The sequence below is a fragment of the Microbulbifer sp. MLAF003 genome (assembly GCF_030012965.1).
Lineage (GTDB): Bacteria > Pseudomonadota > Gammaproteobacteria > Pseudomonadales > Cellvibrionaceae > Microbulbifer > Microbulbifer variabilis.
In genome coordinates, this window is record NZ_CP120232.1 from 2,650,298 (window position 1) to 2,668,954 (window position 18,657).

General features: G+C 51.0%; 12 protein-coding genes and 2 pseudogenes. 4 read left to right on the forward strand and 10 right to left on the reverse strand.

The features are described from left to right. Positions 1 to 2: 2 nt before the first annotated feature. Positions 3 to 1,169 (reverse strand): ergothioneine biosynthesis protein EgtB, encoded by a 1,167-nt coding sequence (gene egtB, locus P3339_RS12655; RefSeq protein WP_282950713.1) that lies wholly within the window; start codon positions 1,167 to 1,169, stop codon positions 3 to 5. A gap of 304 nt (positions 1,170 to 1,473) precedes the next feature. Continuing rightward, a complete protein-coding gene (locus P3339_RS12660; protein ID WP_020415275.1) occupies positions 1,474 to 4,026 on the reverse strand; it encodes a TonB-dependent receptor in 2,553 nt (850 codons plus the stop codon). 483 nt (positions 4,027 to 4,509) lie between these two features. Here P3339_RS12660 and P3339_RS12665 point away from each other — a divergent pair. Then, a pseudogene (locus tag P3339_RS12665) lies at positions 4,510 to 6,638 on the forward strand (penicillin acylase family protein). A 72-nt stretch (positions 6,639 to 6,710) separates the two neighbouring features. Here the strand turns inward: P3339_RS12665 and P3339_RS12670 are convergent. From P3339_RS12670 to P3339_RS12705, 8 genes are all read right to left on the reverse strand, one after another. Continuing rightward, positions 6,711 to 6,974, reverse strand: a complete 264-nt coding sequence (locus P3339_RS12670) for a hypothetical protein (protein ID WP_020415273.1) — start codon at positions 6,972 to 6,974, stop codon at positions 6,711 to 6,713. 92 nt (positions 6,975 to 7,066) lie between these two features. Next, positions 7,067 to 8,452 carry a siroheme synthase CysG gene (gene cysG, locus P3339_RS12675; RefSeq protein ID WP_020415272.1) on the reverse strand — a complete coding sequence of 462 codons (1,386 nt, stop codon included), beginning with the start codon at positions 8,450 to 8,452 and terminating at the stop codon, positions 7,067 to 7,069. A gap of 91 nt (positions 8,453 to 8,543) precedes the next feature. Next, on the reverse strand, positions 8,544 to 9,827 hold the full coding sequence (gene serS / locus P3339_RS12680; RefSeq protein WP_282950714.1) for a serine--tRNA ligase: 1,284 nt from the start codon (positions 9,825 to 9,827) through the stop codon (positions 8,544 to 8,546). Positions 9,828 to 9,883: 56 nt separating this feature from the next. Next, positions 9,884 to 10,258, reverse strand: coding sequence for a fluoride efflux transporter CrcB (crcB, locus tag P3339_RS12685; protein WP_020415270.1), 375 nt, complete (start codon positions 10,256 to 10,258; stop codon positions 9,884 to 9,886). Between the two features lie 18 nt (positions 10,259 to 10,276). After that, complete coding sequence (locus tag P3339_RS12690) at positions 10,277 to 11,620, reverse strand: replication-associated recombination protein A (RefSeq protein ID WP_282950715.1); 1,344 nt, start codon at positions 11,618 to 11,620, stop codon at positions 10,277 to 10,279. Next, positions 11,613 to 12,224: an outer membrane lipoprotein periplasmic chaperone LolA gene (gene lolA / locus P3339_RS12695; RefSeq protein WP_020415268.1), complete on the reverse strand. Its 612-nt coding sequence runs from the start codon at positions 12,222 to 12,224 to the stop codon at positions 11,613 to 11,615. The genes P3339_RS12690 and lolA overlap by 8 nt, the downstream gene beginning before the upstream one ends. Before the next feature lie 93 nt (positions 12,225 to 12,317). Next, positions 12,318 to 14,660, reverse strand: coding sequence for a DNA translocase FtsK (locus P3339_RS12700; RefSeq protein WP_444901665.1), 2,343 nt, complete (start codon positions 14,658 to 14,660; stop codon positions 12,318 to 12,320). A gap of 679 nt (positions 14,661 to 15,339) precedes the next feature. After that, entirely contained in the window at positions 15,340 to 15,657 is a 318-nt protein-coding gene (locus P3339_RS12705; protein ID WP_282950716.1) for a hypothetical protein, read from the reverse strand. Between the two features lie 446 nt (positions 15,658 to 16,103). On the opposite strand from P3339_RS12705, the gene trxB reads away from it, so the two are divergent. From trxB to P3339_RS12720, 3 genes and pseudogenes are all read left to right on the forward strand, one after another. Next, positions 16,104 to 17,048, forward strand: coding sequence for a thioredoxin-disulfide reductase (trxB, locus tag P3339_RS12710; protein WP_282950717.1), 945 nt, complete (start codon positions 16,104 to 16,106; stop codon positions 17,046 to 17,048). A gap of 95 nt (positions 17,049 to 17,143) precedes the next feature. After that, positions 17,144 to 17,835: pseudogene (gene aat, locus P3339_RS12715) on the forward strand (leucyl/phenylalanyl-tRNA--protein transferase). Then, a complete protein-coding gene (locus P3339_RS12720; protein ID WP_020415263.1) occupies positions 17,828 to 18,547 on the forward strand; it encodes an arginyltransferase in 720 nt (239 codons plus the stop codon). Before aat ends, P3339_RS12720 begins: the two are co-directional and overlap by 8 nt. Positions 18,548 to 18,657 lie beyond the last annotated feature (110 nt).

The window sequence follows — 18,657 nt, forward strand, 5'->3', positions numbered from 1 at the left end:
ATTTAGTCTCCTGCTAAACGGACCCCGGTAAATTGCCACGCTTGATGTGGATAAAAGAAATTTCTATAGCTGATTCTGATATGATCCGATGGCGTAGCAAATGAACCGCCTCGAAGAACTTTCTGATTACACATAAACTTGCCGTTATATTCACCTACAGCATCTTCACGAGCCTTAAAACCGTGATACGGCAGGTAGGAGCTGGAAGTCCACTCCCATAGATCCCCCAGGAATTGGGTTTGCCCTCGACGGGCAGGCAGAGGTTTGAGGAAGCGTTTTTCCAGCAGATTGGCAGTAGCCAGTTGATCAAGCTGGCGCAAGTGACAAGCAGCAGCCTCCCACTCAAATTCTGTGGGTAGGCGCTTACCGGCCCATGTGGCAAAAGCATCAGCCTCATAGAACGACAAATGATGTACAGGCTCTGCCTCATTCAACGGCTGTAATCCGTGTAAGCTAAACTGTTGCCAACCGTTCTCAGTTTCCCTCCAATACAAAGGATGTCTGTGCTGATTTTGTTGAACCAAAGCCCAGCCGTCCGACAACCACAAGCGATGTTGCTGATAACCACCATCTTCAATAAATGCGAGGTATTCTCCATTAGTTACCAGGCGGGATGCTATGGAAAATTCCTGTACAAGCTGCTGATGGGCAGGACCCTCGTTATCAAAGAAAAAGTCCTCACCCTCACTACCAATGCCATAGCAGCCACCTGGAATCTCCAACCAGCGCAGTGGCTCAGCAGTTGCAGATTCCTCTTCCGGTATCCCATCACTATAAGCAGGAGCCAAAGGATTCAGCGACAGAGCGTGCTTAATATCTGTTAGTAAAAGCTCCTGATGCTGCTGCTCATGATTGAGGCCCAGAGCTATGAGTGACGCCAAGTTTGATGAGCACGGGGAATCTTTTAACAGCTTCTCAATCCCAGTATCTACAGACTTGCGATAGGCGTAAACTCGATCAATATCCGGACGGGAAATCAAGCCGCGCTGCGATCGCGTGAATGGTGTTCCCAAGCTGTTGTAATAGGAGTTAAAAAGATGATGAAAGTGTTGATCGAAAGTCCTGTATCCCGGTAGGCGGGAATTAAGCACAAAGGTCTCAAAAAACCAACTGGTATGGGCCAAATGCCACTTTGTAGGGCTGGCATCCGGCATGGATTGGAGCTGCATATCCTCAGCGGACAAAGGCTCAGCAAGACGCTCTGTCTCCCCCGAACTCTTCGATATGCTGTAAGAATTTGCTGCTGTACTTCTTCTAAAGATACTTCGCCTGCAAAAATTGCCATATCAATAATCGGTTACACCACATTTCTGTTCTATTGAAATCATCATACGCAGTTTTAGGTGCATTCCCACGAGCTTGCAGGCCTACATGAATAAAATCACGCCAGTTTGTTTACAGAAACAGAACTATGCAAAAAAAGGGCCGGTAAAACCGGCCCGCACTCTCATCATGTTAACATTAAATATTCAATTAAAATCGTGCAGTGAAATCAGCCCCATACATTCTCGGCATAAATCGCCACGCTGGACTGGCGCCAATGGCCGCACCTGTGCCGCCATAGCCTCCAGCAATCTCCTCATCAGTAAGGTTCTGTACCCAGAGAGCTACAGAATAATTATCGGAAGCACTATTCCAGGCGGCTCGCAAGTTAAACAACTGGTAATCATCAACGATACGAGTGCGATCAGTAATCGAACCAATCCGCTCATCGGTCCAGTTGTAATCACCACGGAAAATAAATTCTCCTCCGCTGGCAAGGTTTACGGTGTACTCTGCCATTAGATTAAATTTATTCTCTGGAGTGGAAACCCTTGCCTGACCCACTTTTGAGTCTTCTTCCGTTTCACCAATAGCCTCGATGATTTGATAATCAGTGAATTCGGTATCCAAGTAAGAGTAATTACCGGCAATGAACAGGTTGTCTGTCGCAGCCCACTGCACTTCTATCTCAGCACCTGTACCCTCCGCATCGGAGTTCCTCAGGTTATAACTGGGAATGGGAGTGCCGACCAGGTCCAGTTCCTGTAAGTTTTTGTATTCATAGCTATACAGTGAGGCATTCAGGCGTACCCGATTGTCAAACAGGCTGCTCTTAAGACCCACCTCCAGGTTAACAACATCCTCCTGATCAAAAGAGGGTTCAACGCCCGGTCCAAAATTGAGGCTGTTAAACCCACCGGCCTTAAAGCCATCAGCCAGAGAGATATAGGTCATCATCTCCTCAGTCCAACGATAATCCAGCACGATACGCCCGGAAATATCACTCCAGCTATCACTCAACTTGGAGTCTAGAACTGGCTGGCCATTATTAAAGAAGGCGATACCAAATAGCTGAGACCCCAGGTCTATTTCTGGGAACGTGATTACATCGATAACATTTCCATCACCATCGACTAGGGGCACTGGCCCACCAGAAAGTGACAGTGGAATACTGTTGCCATAGGCTGTTTCAATCGTGAAATCCTTTTGATCGTAGGTATAACGTGCACCTACCGTAAGGTCCATTTTGTCGGTGATACTCCAAGTCATATCTCCATATATGGCACTTGAGCGATAATCCCCCGTGTTACGAACACTCTCATTCCATGGCGTATCTGAAGCAACCCAAGGCTGAAAGCCAGCCATCATTTGCGCCACTACGGCATCAGCCTGCAGCATACTTCCCGTTACCGTACTCGGTGCCCCTAGGGCGGCAAGTAAAGCATCTACTTGCCCAGTTTGGAGCATCAAGTCATACACAAAAGTGGCACTGGCAACACCTTCACGACCAGCTTGCTGAAGAAGTTGACGTGTAATAACCGCCATATCCTCTTGCTCTGTTTGAGTGAGGTCAGGATAAGCGGCCTTAACGCCCTCATACACAGCAAAGGATTCTACTGAACCGGTGGTGAAGTAAGCATAAGTTGTATGGTCTACCTCCTCCTGGGAATAAGAAGCACCCAAAGTCCACTTAATGTTGTCTGTGGCTCCATTCAACCTGAATTCCTGGGAGAACTGGCTCTGATCGTCCGTATTGGCCGAGCCAAACATATAATCCGGGTTTGCAGTGCCATCTTCGTCCTGCTGGAGGTGCGCATCGAATTCACGATATGCTGTGATCGAAGTAAAAGTGAAGTTGTCGAAATCGCTTGTGACTGTCAGCGAGGTACCAAAAGAGTCACGATCCTCAATAGTTGGTGTATCCAGGGCAAAATCGCCAAATACGTCTGTTTCACCCTGTAGACTGGGCACTATAGTCGTACGTAAAGCACTGCCCTGATCCATCACGCCATAGTCAGCACGCCACAACACTTCAGTATCTTGAGTAGGCTCCCATAACACAGAAGCCCGGTAGGTCTGGGTATCCTGGTCACCTACGGAGAAGCCGCCAGCTAAGTTGTCTGCAAAAGGATCTCGGCGATTGGTCGACGCAGAAAAGCGCCCATACAGATTATCTGTAAATTGGCGGTTCACCAGTAAGTCCGATGACTGGCGCCCATAATTACCTGCAGTGAGACTCAATTGTGTGGAGTCATCTGCCTGCGGCTTAGTGGTGATGATATGGATCGCACCGCCGGTTGCATTGCGACCAAATAAAGTACCCTGTGGCCCTTTAAGTACTTCAACCCTCTCGATATCGGTTAGGGGTATTTCGGCACCAGCTCCACGACCGGTATAAACTCCGTCCACATAAACAGCAACAGCGGGATCTGATCCCACGGTCCAGTCATTGGTTTGGATGCCACGCACACTGTAAGTAGGCTGCAGCGCAGTATCATTGTGCATTTCAACGCCTGGCGTATATCTCCCCAGGTCAGTCAGATTTTTGACACCTGACTCTTTTATATTATCTCCAGTAAAAGCGGTAATCGCGATTGGAACTTCCTGTAGATTTTCCGCGCGCTTCTGGGCAGTAACTACTACCTCTTCAATTTCAGCAGCCTGCACATTACCACTGACAGCGGTAATGAAGGCAACGGCTCCAGAGAGGATAGATAGATTAAATTGACGGGTTTTTGCGGTTCTACCAACATCGTGCATCATCGCGTCCTCGCGTTTATTGTTATACAGCGTGATGATCTCGGTTTATTATTTTTGTTATTCCACGCCATCTTACGATCGCATTTTCGGATTTAAAACCCCGATATGACCTTTTTCTGGTGACTGGTCAGTTTTGCGAAGGAATGTGCGAAAAGACAGGTTAATGTGGGAAATTGTGTACAAAGTAACGTCACGAAAAGTTACCAATGTGTGTTCTGTAGTAACTCGCACAAGTCGAATGGTAATCTAACCCGATATGGCCAAGACCCAATAAAATAATATTTTGCAGGAAGAATTATGGCGCGCACGTCCTATCTAAAAAGCTGGAAGTTCCGCTTACCAATTATTTTGGCAGTCATTTTTGTTCTGGCTGCAGTTTCCATTTGGGCCTGGTGGCGATCAAGCCTGCCAATTCTGAGTGGCGAAATTGAAACTGGCTCACTTGAGGAGCCCGTCGTAATCCAGCGCGATGCCCAAGGGGTGGTCATGATTCAGTCCAAGGACCGAAACAGCTCCGCCTTCGCCCTGGGTTTTCTGCATGCACAGGAGCGCTTTTTCCAGATGGACTTGTTGCGCCGCAACTCCGCAGGTGAACTATCCGAGTTACTGGGCCAAGCCGCCTTGAAAAAAGATAAAAAGGTGAGAAGGCACCAATTTCGCAAGCGGGCAGAGCGAAATATTGCTGTCATGCCCTCTGATCAACGTGAGTTGCTCGATCACTATGTACAAGGGGTCAATTTCGGCTTGACTCAACTCGGAGCAAAACCTTGGGAGTATTTATTACTGGGACAAGAACCCCGCCCTTGGAATGCCGCCGACAGCTTGCTGGCAACTTACAGTATGTACTTGACGTTACAAAGTGAGGAAGGAAATTTTGAACGTCGCGATACTGCGCTAGCCGAACTCCTGCCTGAAGACCTATACGCTTTCTTTTTCCCTGCAGGCGGGACTTGGGATGCCCCTCTTTTCGGCCCAAATGAAGCCGAGATCCCTGTTCCCCAAACCCCCATATCTACACTGCTGAAAGCGGACGATCCTATTGTTTATCAGGAGATGGAGAGCGACGATAAAGTTTACGGCAGTAACAATTGGGTAGTTGGTGGAAAATTGACCGAGCATGGCAGTGCCATCTTAGCCAATGATATGCATCTAGGGTTAAGTGTTCCGAACATCTGGTATCGCGCCGGTTGGAATATTCCCGGGAGCGATAGAAAAATACGCGGCGTCACCCTACCCGGCGGCCCAATTATTGTGGCTGGCAGTAACGGTGCGGTAGCCTGGGGGTTCACCAATACCGGCGGTGACTGGGGCGATCTTATCCCACTGGAGTTAAATGAGGGCGCTACCAAATATCGAACCCCGGATGGCTGGCGGGACTTCACCTTCGAGAAAGAAACTATTGCAATTAAGGGTAAAGAGGATGAGACACTAGAGGTCCGCAAAACAATCTGGGGGCCGGTCATCGGCCAAAACTATCGTGGAGTCCCGCTGGCCTACCGCTGGATAGCCCATGATATTCGAGGTGGCAACATGAACCTGTTGCGCATTGAGTCAGCCACCACCACACAACAGGCTCTGGATCTTGGACCAGAAATTGGCATTCCCCACCAGAATTTTGTTGTCGGTGACCGGGATGGCAATATCGGCTGGACTGTGGCTGGGGCTATCCCCCGTCGTGTTGGCTTTGATGGTAGTCGCTCAGTCAGCTGGGCTGATGGAGAAGCCTACTGGAATGGATACCTTTCAACCGAAGAGCAGCCACGCATTTACAATCCACCCACTCACCGTATCTGGACCGCCAATGCCCGCACAACCGACGGAGACTGGTTGAAATTGATGGGTGACCACGGCTATGCCCTCGGTGCCCGCCAGCAGCAAATTCGCGATGGGTTGCTCGCTCTTGAGCAGTTCGACGAACAAAGCTTACTAAATATCCAACTCGATGACCGCGCTATATTCCTGCAACGGTGGCAAGAGCACCTGGCTGGTTTTTTAAAAATCAGGAGGGCTATAGCGAAGTTTACCAGCAGGTTCAGGATTGGGGCGCTCGCGCCAGTGCCGATTCAGTGGGCTACCGAATTGTGCGCAATTACCGCCTTAAATTTATGGAACTTAGCACTGCTCCTATCCTGGCCTACATGCGCAAGTTTGACCCCAAGTTTTCTTTTGGCCAATTAAAAAGACAATTTGAGTATCCTATCTGGGCACTGGCTCAGCAGGAACCACAGCAATTGCTTAATCCAGATTTTGAATCCTGGACAGCCCTCAAACTCGCAGCACTGAACCAGGTCTTGGATAAAATGGCTGCAACAGGAAGCCCTTTACAGCAGCAAACCTGGGGCGCTCAAAATACGGCTACTATTCGCCACCCACTTGCAAGAGCTATCCCTGCCATAAACTGGTTTGCTGCAATGCCCAGCGATGCACTGGCGGGGGATACACATATGCCCCGGTTCCAGTCGCCCACTCATGGGGCATCTGAGCGCATGGTGATTTCACCTGGACGTGAGGACTTGGGAATATTCCATATGGCAACCGGGCAGAGTGGCCATCCCCTCTCCCCATTTTTCGACAGCGGACATCGTGACTGGGTAGAGGGAAACCCTTCCCCCTGATTGAACAGGAAACCCACTACAAGCTCACACTTCACTAAAGTAAAAATTGCAAGGACACCTCTTACAGGGGTGTCACGCCGTTTCATCGAGAATGGCAAAAGACAGGAAAAGGGTGAAGAAGCTGAGCCCAAGCACCAAAGGCAATAGTGGGAAACATAGCATCACCAGTGAAACCCCTATCCACAACCATTTCACCAACTCTTTCTTTTGCCGGTAATGATAAGTGTAACGGCGGGAATAGTAGTCAGCTGGATCAACTAATGGAAACTCCCGCTGTTGCGGAAGGAAAAAGCGCACAATATTAGTGCAATAAAAGCAAAGGATCGCCAGCAGCATGCCACAAACCCCACTGAAAAATTACTCTCAGTATAGGTTCTGTGCCAAACTCAGCTGGACCCTAACCCACGCAGGTCTTCCAGGCTACTTTCTCAGCCAGGCTGGTACCAGTTCAGCTTCTCATGCAAACTGACGACTCCACCGATAATGGTCAGGGTTGGGGCGCGCACAGCTTTTTCTTCTGCCAGCGCTGGCAATGTGGAGAGGTCTCCCACAGTCACTCTCTGCGCCCGCGTAGTCCCCTTTTCAATCAGAGCTGCAGGTGTTTCAGGTGGCAACCCATGACGGGTCAGCTCGGTACAAATTGTCTGCAGCCCTGTCAGGCCCATGTAGAAAACCAATGTTTGGCCTGGCGACGCCAGATCACTCCAAGGCAGGTCGAGATTGCCCTCCTTTAAATGTCCGGTGACAAATCGTACCGACTGGGCATGATCTCGATGCGTCAAGGGAATACCCGCATAGCTCGCACAACCCGCAGCCGCAGTAATACCCGGTACTACCTGGAATGGGATTCCCGCTCCAGCCAGCCTATCGATCTCTTCGCCGCCGCGACCAAAGATAAAGGGGTCCCCGCCTTTCAGGCGCAACACCTTTTTCCCCTTACTCGCCAAGTCAACCAGTAGCTGGTTGATATCATCCTGGGGCACCGAGTGAAACGCCTTCCTTTTTCCAACGTAAATGCGTTCGGCGTCCCGACGTACCAACTCAAGTACCTCTGGAGATACTAAACGATCGTAAAGTACAACATCCGCCTGCTGCATCAGGCGCAATGCACGAAAAGTAAGAAGATCGGGATCTCCTGGTCCCCCACCCACTAAGTAAACTTCCCCTACTGGGTTGGGGCTGCCTTGCCACTCTTGTAACGCTTCAAGTAGCTCTCTCTCCGCATCTGCCAGCTGGCCTGCTTCCATTCGACTGGCGACGGGCCCGGCAAATACCCACTCCCAGAAATTCTTACGCCGGCTTTCTGGCAGTGCCGCTTTAACTTTAGCGCGCATCCGGGAAGCTAAGTCCACCAAGGACGCGACACTCGGCGATAGCAAGGCCTCAAGCTGGGCACGAATTCTTCGTGCCAGGACCGGGGCAGCTCCTCCGCTGCTGATCCCTATAGATAGATCCCCGCGCTCCACAATTGCCGGGAAAGTGAAAGTACACAGATCCGGAGCATCCACTGCATTAACGGGTAAGCGTACGGCCTGCGCATCGGCAGAAACCTGCGCATTGACTTCCGTACTGTCAGATGCCGCCACAACCAGTTCTGTTCGCTGCAAATATTCAGCAGAATAACCAGCTTCAAACCATTCCCCAGCTGAATCTGTCACCAGTTGACGAAGCTCATCGGTAATATCCGGGGAAACCACTAGCAAGCGCGCACCAGCTTTACTGAGCAAACGCGCTTTACGGGTGGCAATAGAACCACCGCCAACTATTAGGCAGGGGCGTTGTCTGACATCAAATGCGAGGGGTAAATAGCGCAACTTTTTATTCCATCAAATAGCAGGCGGAGCAAAATAAGTTCCGGCAACAAAAAAGGGCAAGCACAAAGCCCACCCTTTCAGATAACTGCCCTTAGGAAGCTGAGATAACTTCCTGGCCGCGCATATAGGGACGCAGCACTTCAGGAATCTCAATGCTGCCATCCTCGCGCTGGTAGTTTTCCAAAACCGCGATCAGGGTTCGTCCCACTGCGAGCCCTGATCCATTCAGGGTATGCACCAGCTCCGGTTTACCAGTTTCCGGATTGCGCCAGCGGGCTTTCATACGGCGGGCCTGAAAATCACCTACTAGAGAACAGGAGGAAATCTCGCGGTATTTATCCTGGGAAGGTATCCAAACTTCGATATCGTAGGTCTTGCGGGCGGCGAAGCCAATATCGCCACCGCACAACACTACAGTGCGATATGGCAGATTGAGTTTTTGCAGAATGGTTTCTGCATTCTGTGTAAGGGTTTCCAGAGCCTCTTCAGATTGTTCCGGACGTGTTACCCAAACCAGTTCCACTTTTTCAAACTGGTGCTGGCGAATCATGCCGCGGGTGTCACGACCGTGGGAGCCTGCTTCAGACCGAAAACAAGTCGTGTGAGCAACCAGTTTGTGCGGCAGGGTTTCTGCATCCTCAACAATATGATCTCTGTACATATTGGTTAGTGGGACTTCCGCAGTTGGAATCAGGTAGAAACCACGTTCATCTTTAAGCTTGAACAGGTCTTCTTCAAACTTGGGTAGCTGAGAAGTACCGTAGAGGGAGTCACTGTTCACAACTACCGGTACATTAGTTTCCTGGTAACCATGCTCTTCGATATGGGTATCCAGCATGAATTGCGCCAAGGCTCGGTGCAGACGTGCGACCTCGCCAGACATTACGGCAAAACGTGAGCCTGTCAGCTTTGCGGCCATTTCGAAATCTAAGCCACCCAACTGGGTTCCAAGATCCACATGATCCTTAACTTCGAAGCCGAATGCGCGTGGCTGCCCCCAGCGACGAACCTCAACGTTATCATCTTCGTTCTCGCCCTCAGGCACAGATGCATCTGGCAGGTTCGGGATTGCCGACAGGATCGCATCGAGTTCTTCCTGTAACTCAGTCAATGCATGCTTGGCATTTTGCAGCTCACCCCCAAGGGACTCCACTTCTTTCAGCAAGGGCGCAATATCTTCACCATTGGCCTTAGCACGGCCAATATTTTTCGATTTACTATTGCGCTCGCTTTGCAAGCTCTCAGTGCGCACCTGCAATTCTTTGCGGCGCTCCTCAAGGGCTTCCAGTTTGGCAGTATCCAGTTCTACACCACGCTTTTTTAGAGCTGCGGCCACTTGGTCCATATCCGTGCGAATCAGTTTGGGATCGAGCATCGTTTCCAGTTCGCCTGCTATCAGGCTCCTACAACTTAAAATTAAATAAACTTGGGTTAAAAATAGCGTGTCGCCAAGGCGACAGCGGCTCCAGTGGCTAACAGACAACTCACCAGGCTGCCGACAACATAGCCAATTGCCACCAATGGCTGGCCATTGTGCCACAGTATCAAGCTTTCTAGGGAGAAAGTGGAAAAGGTAGTTAGGGCACCAAACAACCCGGTCATTAACAGGAGTCGCCATTCCTCCCCGAGCATTGCACGGTGAGTGATCAATATATAGGCAATTCCGATTAAAAATGAACCGACAATGTTAACCACCAAGGTACCCAGGGGGAATTTACCGTTGAATACCGGATAGCACCATATAGTAACCAAGTGGCGAAAGATTGCCCCGAGAGCACCGCCAACGGCAATAGCCAGCCACTGCATTACTGCTTCCCCTAATACCTATGGCTTGAATTTGTAGCGCTGCTGGCCACTCTCGCTATTGAGACGGCGCAGCATCTGCAATTTTTCAGCGATCTTCAATTCCAGCCCCCGCGGGACAGGCTGGTAATACTGGCGATCCGCAATTTCTTCTGGAAAATAGTTTTCTCCCGCGGCAAAGGCATCGGGCTCGTCATGTGCATAGCGATACTCAGCTCCATGGGACAAGCTTTTTGCCAGCTTGGTGGGCGCGTTGCGCAAGTGGACCGGCACATCGTAGCTAGGCTCGCGACGTACATCTGCAACTGCGCGCTTATAAGCCGAATAGACTGCATTGCTTTTCGCTGCCACAGCGAGATACGTAATCGCCTGGGCGATTGCCAATTCCCCCTCTGGGCTGCCAAGTCTCTCCTGCACATCCCAGGCGTTGAGAGCTAACTGTAATGCGCGCGGGTCTGCGTTGCCTATGTCCTCACTGGCCATACGCACCACTCTGCGGGCGACGTAAAGTGGATCACAACCACCATCCAGCATCCGTACAAACCAATAAAGTGCAGCATCTGGATCGGAACCACGTACAGACTTATGCATGGCAGAAATCTGATCGTAAAAATAATCACCACCTTTATCGAAACGACGCACATCAGCGCTGAGCACTTCAGCAAGTACACTTTCATCGACAACCAACTGTCCCGACTGCTCTTTGGCGAGGTCACAGGCCACCTCGAGTAGATTGAGCGCACTGCGCGCATCGCCATCGGCCGCACGCGCAATCTTGAGCAACACCTCATCTGGTACACAGGTATTGCGGTCGAGCAACTGTTGATCGGTTCTCAATGCACGCTGCAAAAGGCCCGCTAGATCATCTTCGGGAATGCTGCGTAACAGATAAACTCGGCACCTCGATAGGAGCGCATTATTTAACTCGAAAGCGGGGTTCTCGGTGGTGGCGCCAACGAAAGTTACAGTGCCCTCCTCCACATAGGGAAGAAACGCATCCTGCTGGGCCTTATTGAAACGATGAACCTCATCCACAAAAAGGATAGTGCCGCGGCTGGATTGCATCCTGTGTTGCTCGGCCTCCGCTACTGCCTGGCGAATATCCTTTACTCCAGCCAGTACGGCAGAAAGTGTGGCAAAGCGAGCATCACACTCCTGGGCGAGTAATCGGGCGAAAGTAGTTTTACCCACTCCCGGTGGCCCCCAAAGAATCATTGAGTGCAGCTGACCACGCTCCACCGCCTCGCGCAACGGTTTTCCCTCCCCCAATAAATGCGACTGGCCCACATAAGAGGCCAGAGAGTTAGGCCGCATACGAGCAGCCAGGGGTTGGTGTCTTTGAGGGGAATGAAACAGATCACTCATCTTTGATAATGTCGGTACCAGCGGGCGGTTTAAAGTTAAATATAGAGTCGGACAATTTCGGGTTTGCCTTCATACCGCTAAATTTAATTTTGGTGGTCTGCCCCATTCCATCACGCACAGTCATGGAATCAGGCAAGCCATCCTTAGCAAAGTGGATTTCCATTGCCTTAAAAGGGGCTTTGGGGTTTTTGGGAGTCAGGTGATAAACACCATCTTTGAGATTTACATCAAAGGATTTACGGATCTCTTCTACTTTGCCTCCAAGCAACAACGCCGGAGTTTCCTTAATGCGGGTGTCAACCGGCCGCACGGTTACCTGCTCCAGGTCCGGGTCGTAAAGCCACAGGGTTTTATTGTTGGTAACCAACAATTGCGCATAGGGTTCCCCTGTTTTCCAGCGGAGCTTTCCCGGCCGTTGCACAGAGAAGTTACCGTTGCTCTCCTGGGTTACCTTCCCGCGCTCATCAATAAGGGTCTGCTTGAAGTTTCCAGACAGCGCCGCCAGTGGTTGCAACTGTTTGCTGAGATCATCGGTAGCATCGGCCCAGGCGGCACTGGTCGCAACGGTCAAACTTAGTAATAAGTTGCGCAGAACACTTTTCATAATTGAATTCCAGTGTGTTGATTTCCTTAAAGGTTAGCCGCAGCCAAGTGAACTGTAGCTTAACCCCCACCTCCCCTTTTCGGACTCTTCAGCTTAAGCGGGAGGCGGTGCCAATACCTCGCGGTTGCCATTATGCCCCGCAGGGGAAACAACACCAGCAGCCTCCATGGCATCGATAATTCGCGCGGCCCGATTGTAGCCGATACGCAATTGGCGCTGCACAGAAGAAATAGAGGCTTTCCGGGATTTTGTTACAAAGGCTACTGCCTCATCATAGAGGGCATCAGCCTCTGGGTCTTCATCCTCCCCTCCCTCAGATTGCAGGCCGGGTACTGGGATACTGTTATTGCTGTCATCAATGATGCCATCAATATAATCTGGCTGTCCGCGACGCCCCCAATCTGCAACTACCTTATGCACCTCATGGTCATCCACGAAAGCACCATGTACCCGCACAGGCACACCACTGCCGGGGGGCAGGTACAACATGTCACCGTGCCCGAGTAGCTGCTCAGCACCACCCTGATCGAGAATAGTCCGAGAATCCACTTTAGAAGAAACCTGGAAAGCAATACGGGTAGGCACATTTGCCTTGATCAAACCAGTAATCACATCTACTGAGGGGCGCTGGGTCGCGAGTAGCAAGTGAATTCCTGCGGCACGGGCCTTCTGTGCGATGCGCGCAATCAACTGCTCCACTTTTTTACCGACGATCATCATCATGTCGGCAAATTCATCGATAACCACCACGATAGCGGGAAGCGATTTCAGCGCTGGAGCGGTCTGATCCTCTTCGGGCACGCTCAGAGCAGGATCCGGTTGCCACAATGGGTCGAGAAGTGGCTCCCCAGCTTCTTCCGCCTCCTTCAACTTGCGGTTAAAACCTGCCAGGTTGCGCACACCCATCGCAGCCATCAGCTTATAGCGGCGCTCCATTTCACCAACACACCAGCGCAGACCATTGGCTGCATCATTCATATCAGTAATAACCGGTGTAAGAAGGTGGGGGATGCCCTCATAAACAGACAACTCCAACATCTTTGGATCTACCAAAATCAGGCGGACCTCTTCAGGAGTCGACTTGTAGAGCAGACTGAGCAACATTACATTGATGCCGACCGACTTACCGGAGCCGGTAGTCCCGGCTACAAGAAGGTGTGGCATCTTCGCAAGATCAGCCACTACAGGCTGCCCGGAAATATCGTGGCCCAGGGCCAGGGTTAATGGCGACTTGGCATTATCGTAAACATCTGCCGATAACACCTCACTAAGACGCACCATCTGGCGATTCTCATTAGGAATCTCAATTCCCACCACTGACTTGCCAGGAATTACCTCCACAACGCGCACACTAATCACCGCCAGGGAGCGCGCCAAGTCTTTGGCCAGGTTGGAAATTTTACTGACTTTCACTCCTGGAGCTGGCTGGATTTCAAAGCGAGTTACCACCGGACCGGGTAGAACAGATACCACCTCAGCGACCACTCCGAAATCCTTTAGCTTTAACTCAAGCAGCCGGGATAAGGCCTCCAAAGACTCTCGTGAGAAGCCTGCTTTCTTGTTTTGGTCGGCAGGGTCCAATAATCCCAGAGGCGGCAAAGTACCGGTAACAGGACCACTTTTAAAAAGCTCTCCCTGTTTCTCTTTGGCTGCACGCGGGCTTTGCTTGGGCTTGGGTGCTGTGGCTTCAATCTTCGGCGGGATTCGCTTCGCTGTACGTTGCTTTTCTTCTTCTACCGCAGCTTTGCGCACCACTATGGCCTCACGCGCTACCCGCACCTCGGTTCGTTTTTGGCGCCAGCGCTTATAAAAACTAATGAGCAGAGCAAACAATCCCAGCACGTTGCGCCCAATAGATTCCGCCAATTTTAGCCAGGACAAGCCTGTAAACACGGTAATGCCAATAGCAAATATCGCCAGTAATAAAATTGTGGCTCCCACATAACCAAGGCTTGCACCGGTAGCACTGGAAAGCGCTGCACCTATAATTCCACCATTGGAAAACGGTAACGGGTTGTCCGCTGGAGCAAAACATAATGTCGCCAACGCTGCGCCACTGACCAACACCAGGATTAATCCAAAAACCCTGAGGGCAAAGAGAGGACCATGGAAGCGAGCATTGCGGTCACGCAAAATACGATATGCGCGCAAGCCGATCAGCAATGGAAATATGTAAGCCATCCAACCAAGCAGTGACAAACATACATCCGCAAGCCAAGCGCCAGCTGGGCCGATAGCATTGTGAATTTGACTGGACTGCCCGGTATGGGACCAACCGGGATCCTGAGAATCGTAACTCAGCAGACTGATCGCGAGTAATAACGCCCCAGCTAGTAAACTGATCAATGCGCCTTCGCGAATCAAACGGGCGATCAGTGAATCCGGCAAAGCACCGCTCTTGTCAGAGGTCTCTTCAGTAGCACTTTCGGCCTTCAATGGCTTACCTCAATACTAATTTGTTGTTTGTAGAATGATTAGCAAAACCGGCACCTGTCTAAAATTTATGCCGATTTTTTGAAGATTGGCTAAATATAAAGCTTTTCAGCTCAGCTGGGGCCAGCCTTACCATCTAACTTTGACCCAGTTTTCTATCCAGCTCTCTACCCTAGTCTTTTTATGAGTAACATTCAGTTAGTTCGCTCGCGGATTGTGCACATTTGTTTTTCGCCAACTTGGCTTATATGCGCGAAAGAAGCAGTCAGATACCTTGATAGATGGATCCTCCCCACTTTCCTTCCAGGATGCCCCATGTCTTAAGCTCACCGGTATCCTATTTCGCGCAAACCGGTTCAAAGCAACCAGTTTACTGCGGTCTTCGGCCAATTCAGCACCCAGTATGGCTTCCATACTAAAACGATAGACAGTACAGAAACTTGTACTACTTCATCAAAATCAGCACTCTTGAAGTGCCATAGCAACTGATCCTCTCAGAGAAATTAGCGATCAAACGCCTGGGACTCACAATGAACTGGCATGCTGAATTTTTGCACAAAATCTATAAAAGCAGCCTGCAGAATGCCAGTACCAGGCAATAACCCCCAAACTATGAGCCGTCCTCCAGGCTTCAATCTCAATAAGCCCCCTGAATGACTATTGGTTGACCGACACTAATCACCTAGTGCAAACCCATTTTGTGCACCACCGCATCAAAAGATTCCTTTTGGAAGGCAATGCCTGGCGTCTTTAACGAAGACTTCAATACTTCCGGGGAAATCTTTGTGGCGCCAAGAACATCCACAGTGCGGACATTGTACCCATCCGCAACAATATCGCACCTGGCTTTACGGCTGAGCGATACGAAGGTCTCCGCCAAGTCCGGTAGGTCGTGCTGGCTTGCACGATGATGTCCACGGGGCTTCAAAACAAAAAGTGGCCGGATAGAAAAAACGCCATCCACTATCTCTGTTGCGAAGGTCTGGACTGCCTCATTCAAACTGAAATAAGGGCGGGATGCCCTATCCTGCTGCTGACAGTCTCAGGTCCTCCACCTACCTCCCATCTAAAATCCAAGGGCAACATCTGAACCAACATAAAACTGACTGGCGCCTAACCTTTAGGCACAACCTTGTTCCGTCCCAAGAATTAATTTTAATTAAGTATAATTTCATATATATCAATCAATTAGCTTATCTTACTAAGGTAATTTATTCATATGATCTGTCATCATTTAACCATTGTCGGGGGAGCCTCTGTCACACACCTCTCTCACAGATAGCACTTTCCAATGGAACAAATTAAGGCAAACTATTTCGCCCATTTGTAACTATCGCCTATTATATCCGCCAACTTGATAGTCCCGGCTGATCAAAAAGTAGCCAGACTTGTGAAACCCGGTTCGCCGGGGAAACTTTGCACACCGACAGTCTTAAAGAGAATTTCATGAGCAACAATCATCATCGACTGATCATTCTCGGCTCGGGCCCCGCAGGCTACACTGCCGCCATTTACGCTGCCCGCGCTAACCTGAATCCTGTAGTTATCACCGGTATGCAGCAAGGTGGGCAGCTGACCACCACAACCGAAGTTGAAAACTGGCCGGGCGGCATCCCTGATCTGCAGGGCCCAGATTTGATGGTACAAATGCAGCAACACGCAGAGCGTTTCGACACCCAGGTCATTTTCGATCACATTGAATCTGTTGACCTCAACCAGCGCCCATTCACCCTCAAGGGCAATGAGACTTACACTTGTGACTCACTGATCATCGCTACTGGCGCCTCAGCCCAGTACTTAGGTCTTCCGTCCGAGGAAGCCTTTCAGGGGCGCGGTGTGAGCGCCTGTGCAACTTGCGATGGTTTCTTCTACCGCGATCAAAAAGTAGCAGTTGTAGGTGGTGGTAACACCGCCGTTGAAGAGGCGCTTTACCTGTCCAATATCGCCGGTGAAGTAACCCTGATTCACCGCCGCAATGAACTGCGTGCGGAGAAAATTCTGCAGGACCGCCTGATGGAAAAAGTGGAAAACGGCAACATCAAGGTTTGCTGGCACCACACTCTGGACGAGGTTTTGGGCGATGACAACGGCGTAACGGGACTGCGGGTTCGTAGCACCCAGGACGACTCCACCAAAGAGCTGGATGTGTCCGGTGTATTTATCGCCATTGGCCATAAGCCAAATACCGGCATCTTTGAAGGTCAGCTGGAAATGAATGGTGGCTATATCATCGTTCAAAGCGGCCTGGAGGGTAATGCCACCCAAACATCCATTCCCGGCGTATTTGCAGCCGGTGACGTCTCTGATCATATCTACCGTCAGGCTGTAACTTCTGCCGGCACCGGCTGTATGGCGGCCCTGGACGCCGAGCGCTTCCTGGACGCCCAGTAACACCCTCCCACTCCGGGTGGAATCTCTCCGCCCGGACCCCCGCCATCTCCTCGGACAGGAGTCAGCTTGTGGCAAGGAATACCCAAAGCCGCTTGATGTGGCTCGATGAAAACCATATCGACTTCCCCCTACTAGAGCGGCATTGGATGATCCCAACGGTTTGCTCGCAGTTGGCGGTGACCTATCACCAGACTGGCTGCTCGCAGCGTACCGACGCGGGATATTCCCCTGGTACTCCGACGAGCAACCCATTCTCTGGTGGAGCCCCTCACCACGCTGTGTAGTTATTCCCCACGACTTTAAGATCGGGCGAAGCCTTCGCAAAGTACTGCGCCGCGGAGCCTTTCAGGTTACATTTGACCAGGCATTCGAGGAGGTCATCGATGCCTGCCGCGCGCCCAGGTCCGGCGAAGATGGCACCTGGATCACTGATGAGATGTGCCAGGCCTACGTAGATATGCATCATCTCGGCCATGCCCACTCTGTAGAGGTGTGGCGAGAGGGCAAGCTTGTTGGAGGACTCTATGGACTGGCCATTGGCAAAGTGTTCTTTGGCGAGTCGATGTTTCACAGAGAAACAGACGCTTCCAAAGTCGCTTTTGTCCACCTCATTCGGCAATTAGAATTGTGGGGCTGCCCGCTCGTCGACTGCCAGGTTAGTAACCCGCACCTGACCAGCCTGGGGGCCATTGAATTGTGCCGTAGGGATTTCGAACAATTGCTGGAAAGCGGAATTAGACAGCCCGCATTTCCACAGCCTTGGAAGCTTTGTTGGACTTATGGGTAAATATTCGCAACTGGATTCTGTACGCTTGCTGGCCACGCTGCCCCACCCCTGCGGCTACCTGCCGGACCGGGAGGCCACCACGGTTTTTGTGGACCCCCAGACAGAGGTGGACCAACGCCTGTACAACCGTCTGTCCGAGCTGGGTTTCCGCCGCAGTGGCGCCTACCTATACCGCCCACAATGTGCCACATGTAGGGCTTGCATTCCGGCAAGGGTGCCGGTGAACCTGTTTGTACCAGATCGCAACCAGCGCCGCTGCTGGAAACGCAATCGAGACCTGGATATCTTCCACATCGAGTCTATTGATACTGACGAGCACTACGAGTTGTATGCTCGCTACATTGAGCAACGCCATGCCGACGGAGAGATGTATCCACCCAGCCGGGAACAATACCGAAGTTTCCTGAGCCAGGCTTGGGGAGCCACCCGCTATATTGAGTTGCGCGCTAGAGGCAAGCTGGTTGCAGTAGCTGTTACTGACCTGCTCACCGCTGGCCTCTCTGCCATCTATACTTTCTTCGACCCGGATGAGGACAAGCGCAGCTTGGGCAGTTACTGCATTCTCTACCAGATTGAATGGGCCAGGCGACTCGGACTCCCCAATCTCTACCTGGGTTACTGGATAGAGCAGTGCCACAAAATGGCCTACAAAAGCCAGTTTCGACCGATTGAAATGCTTAAGGAAAACCGCTGGAGCCTGAAGTCTCTCTAAAGCACTAGCACACGCCCTTTGCTCTATTCAGCCTTTTCGTGCAAAATGCTCGCCCGTCAAGCCGCGGCTAGGCCAAAGCGCCACCGGGGTAAATGGTCTGATCAAGTTAT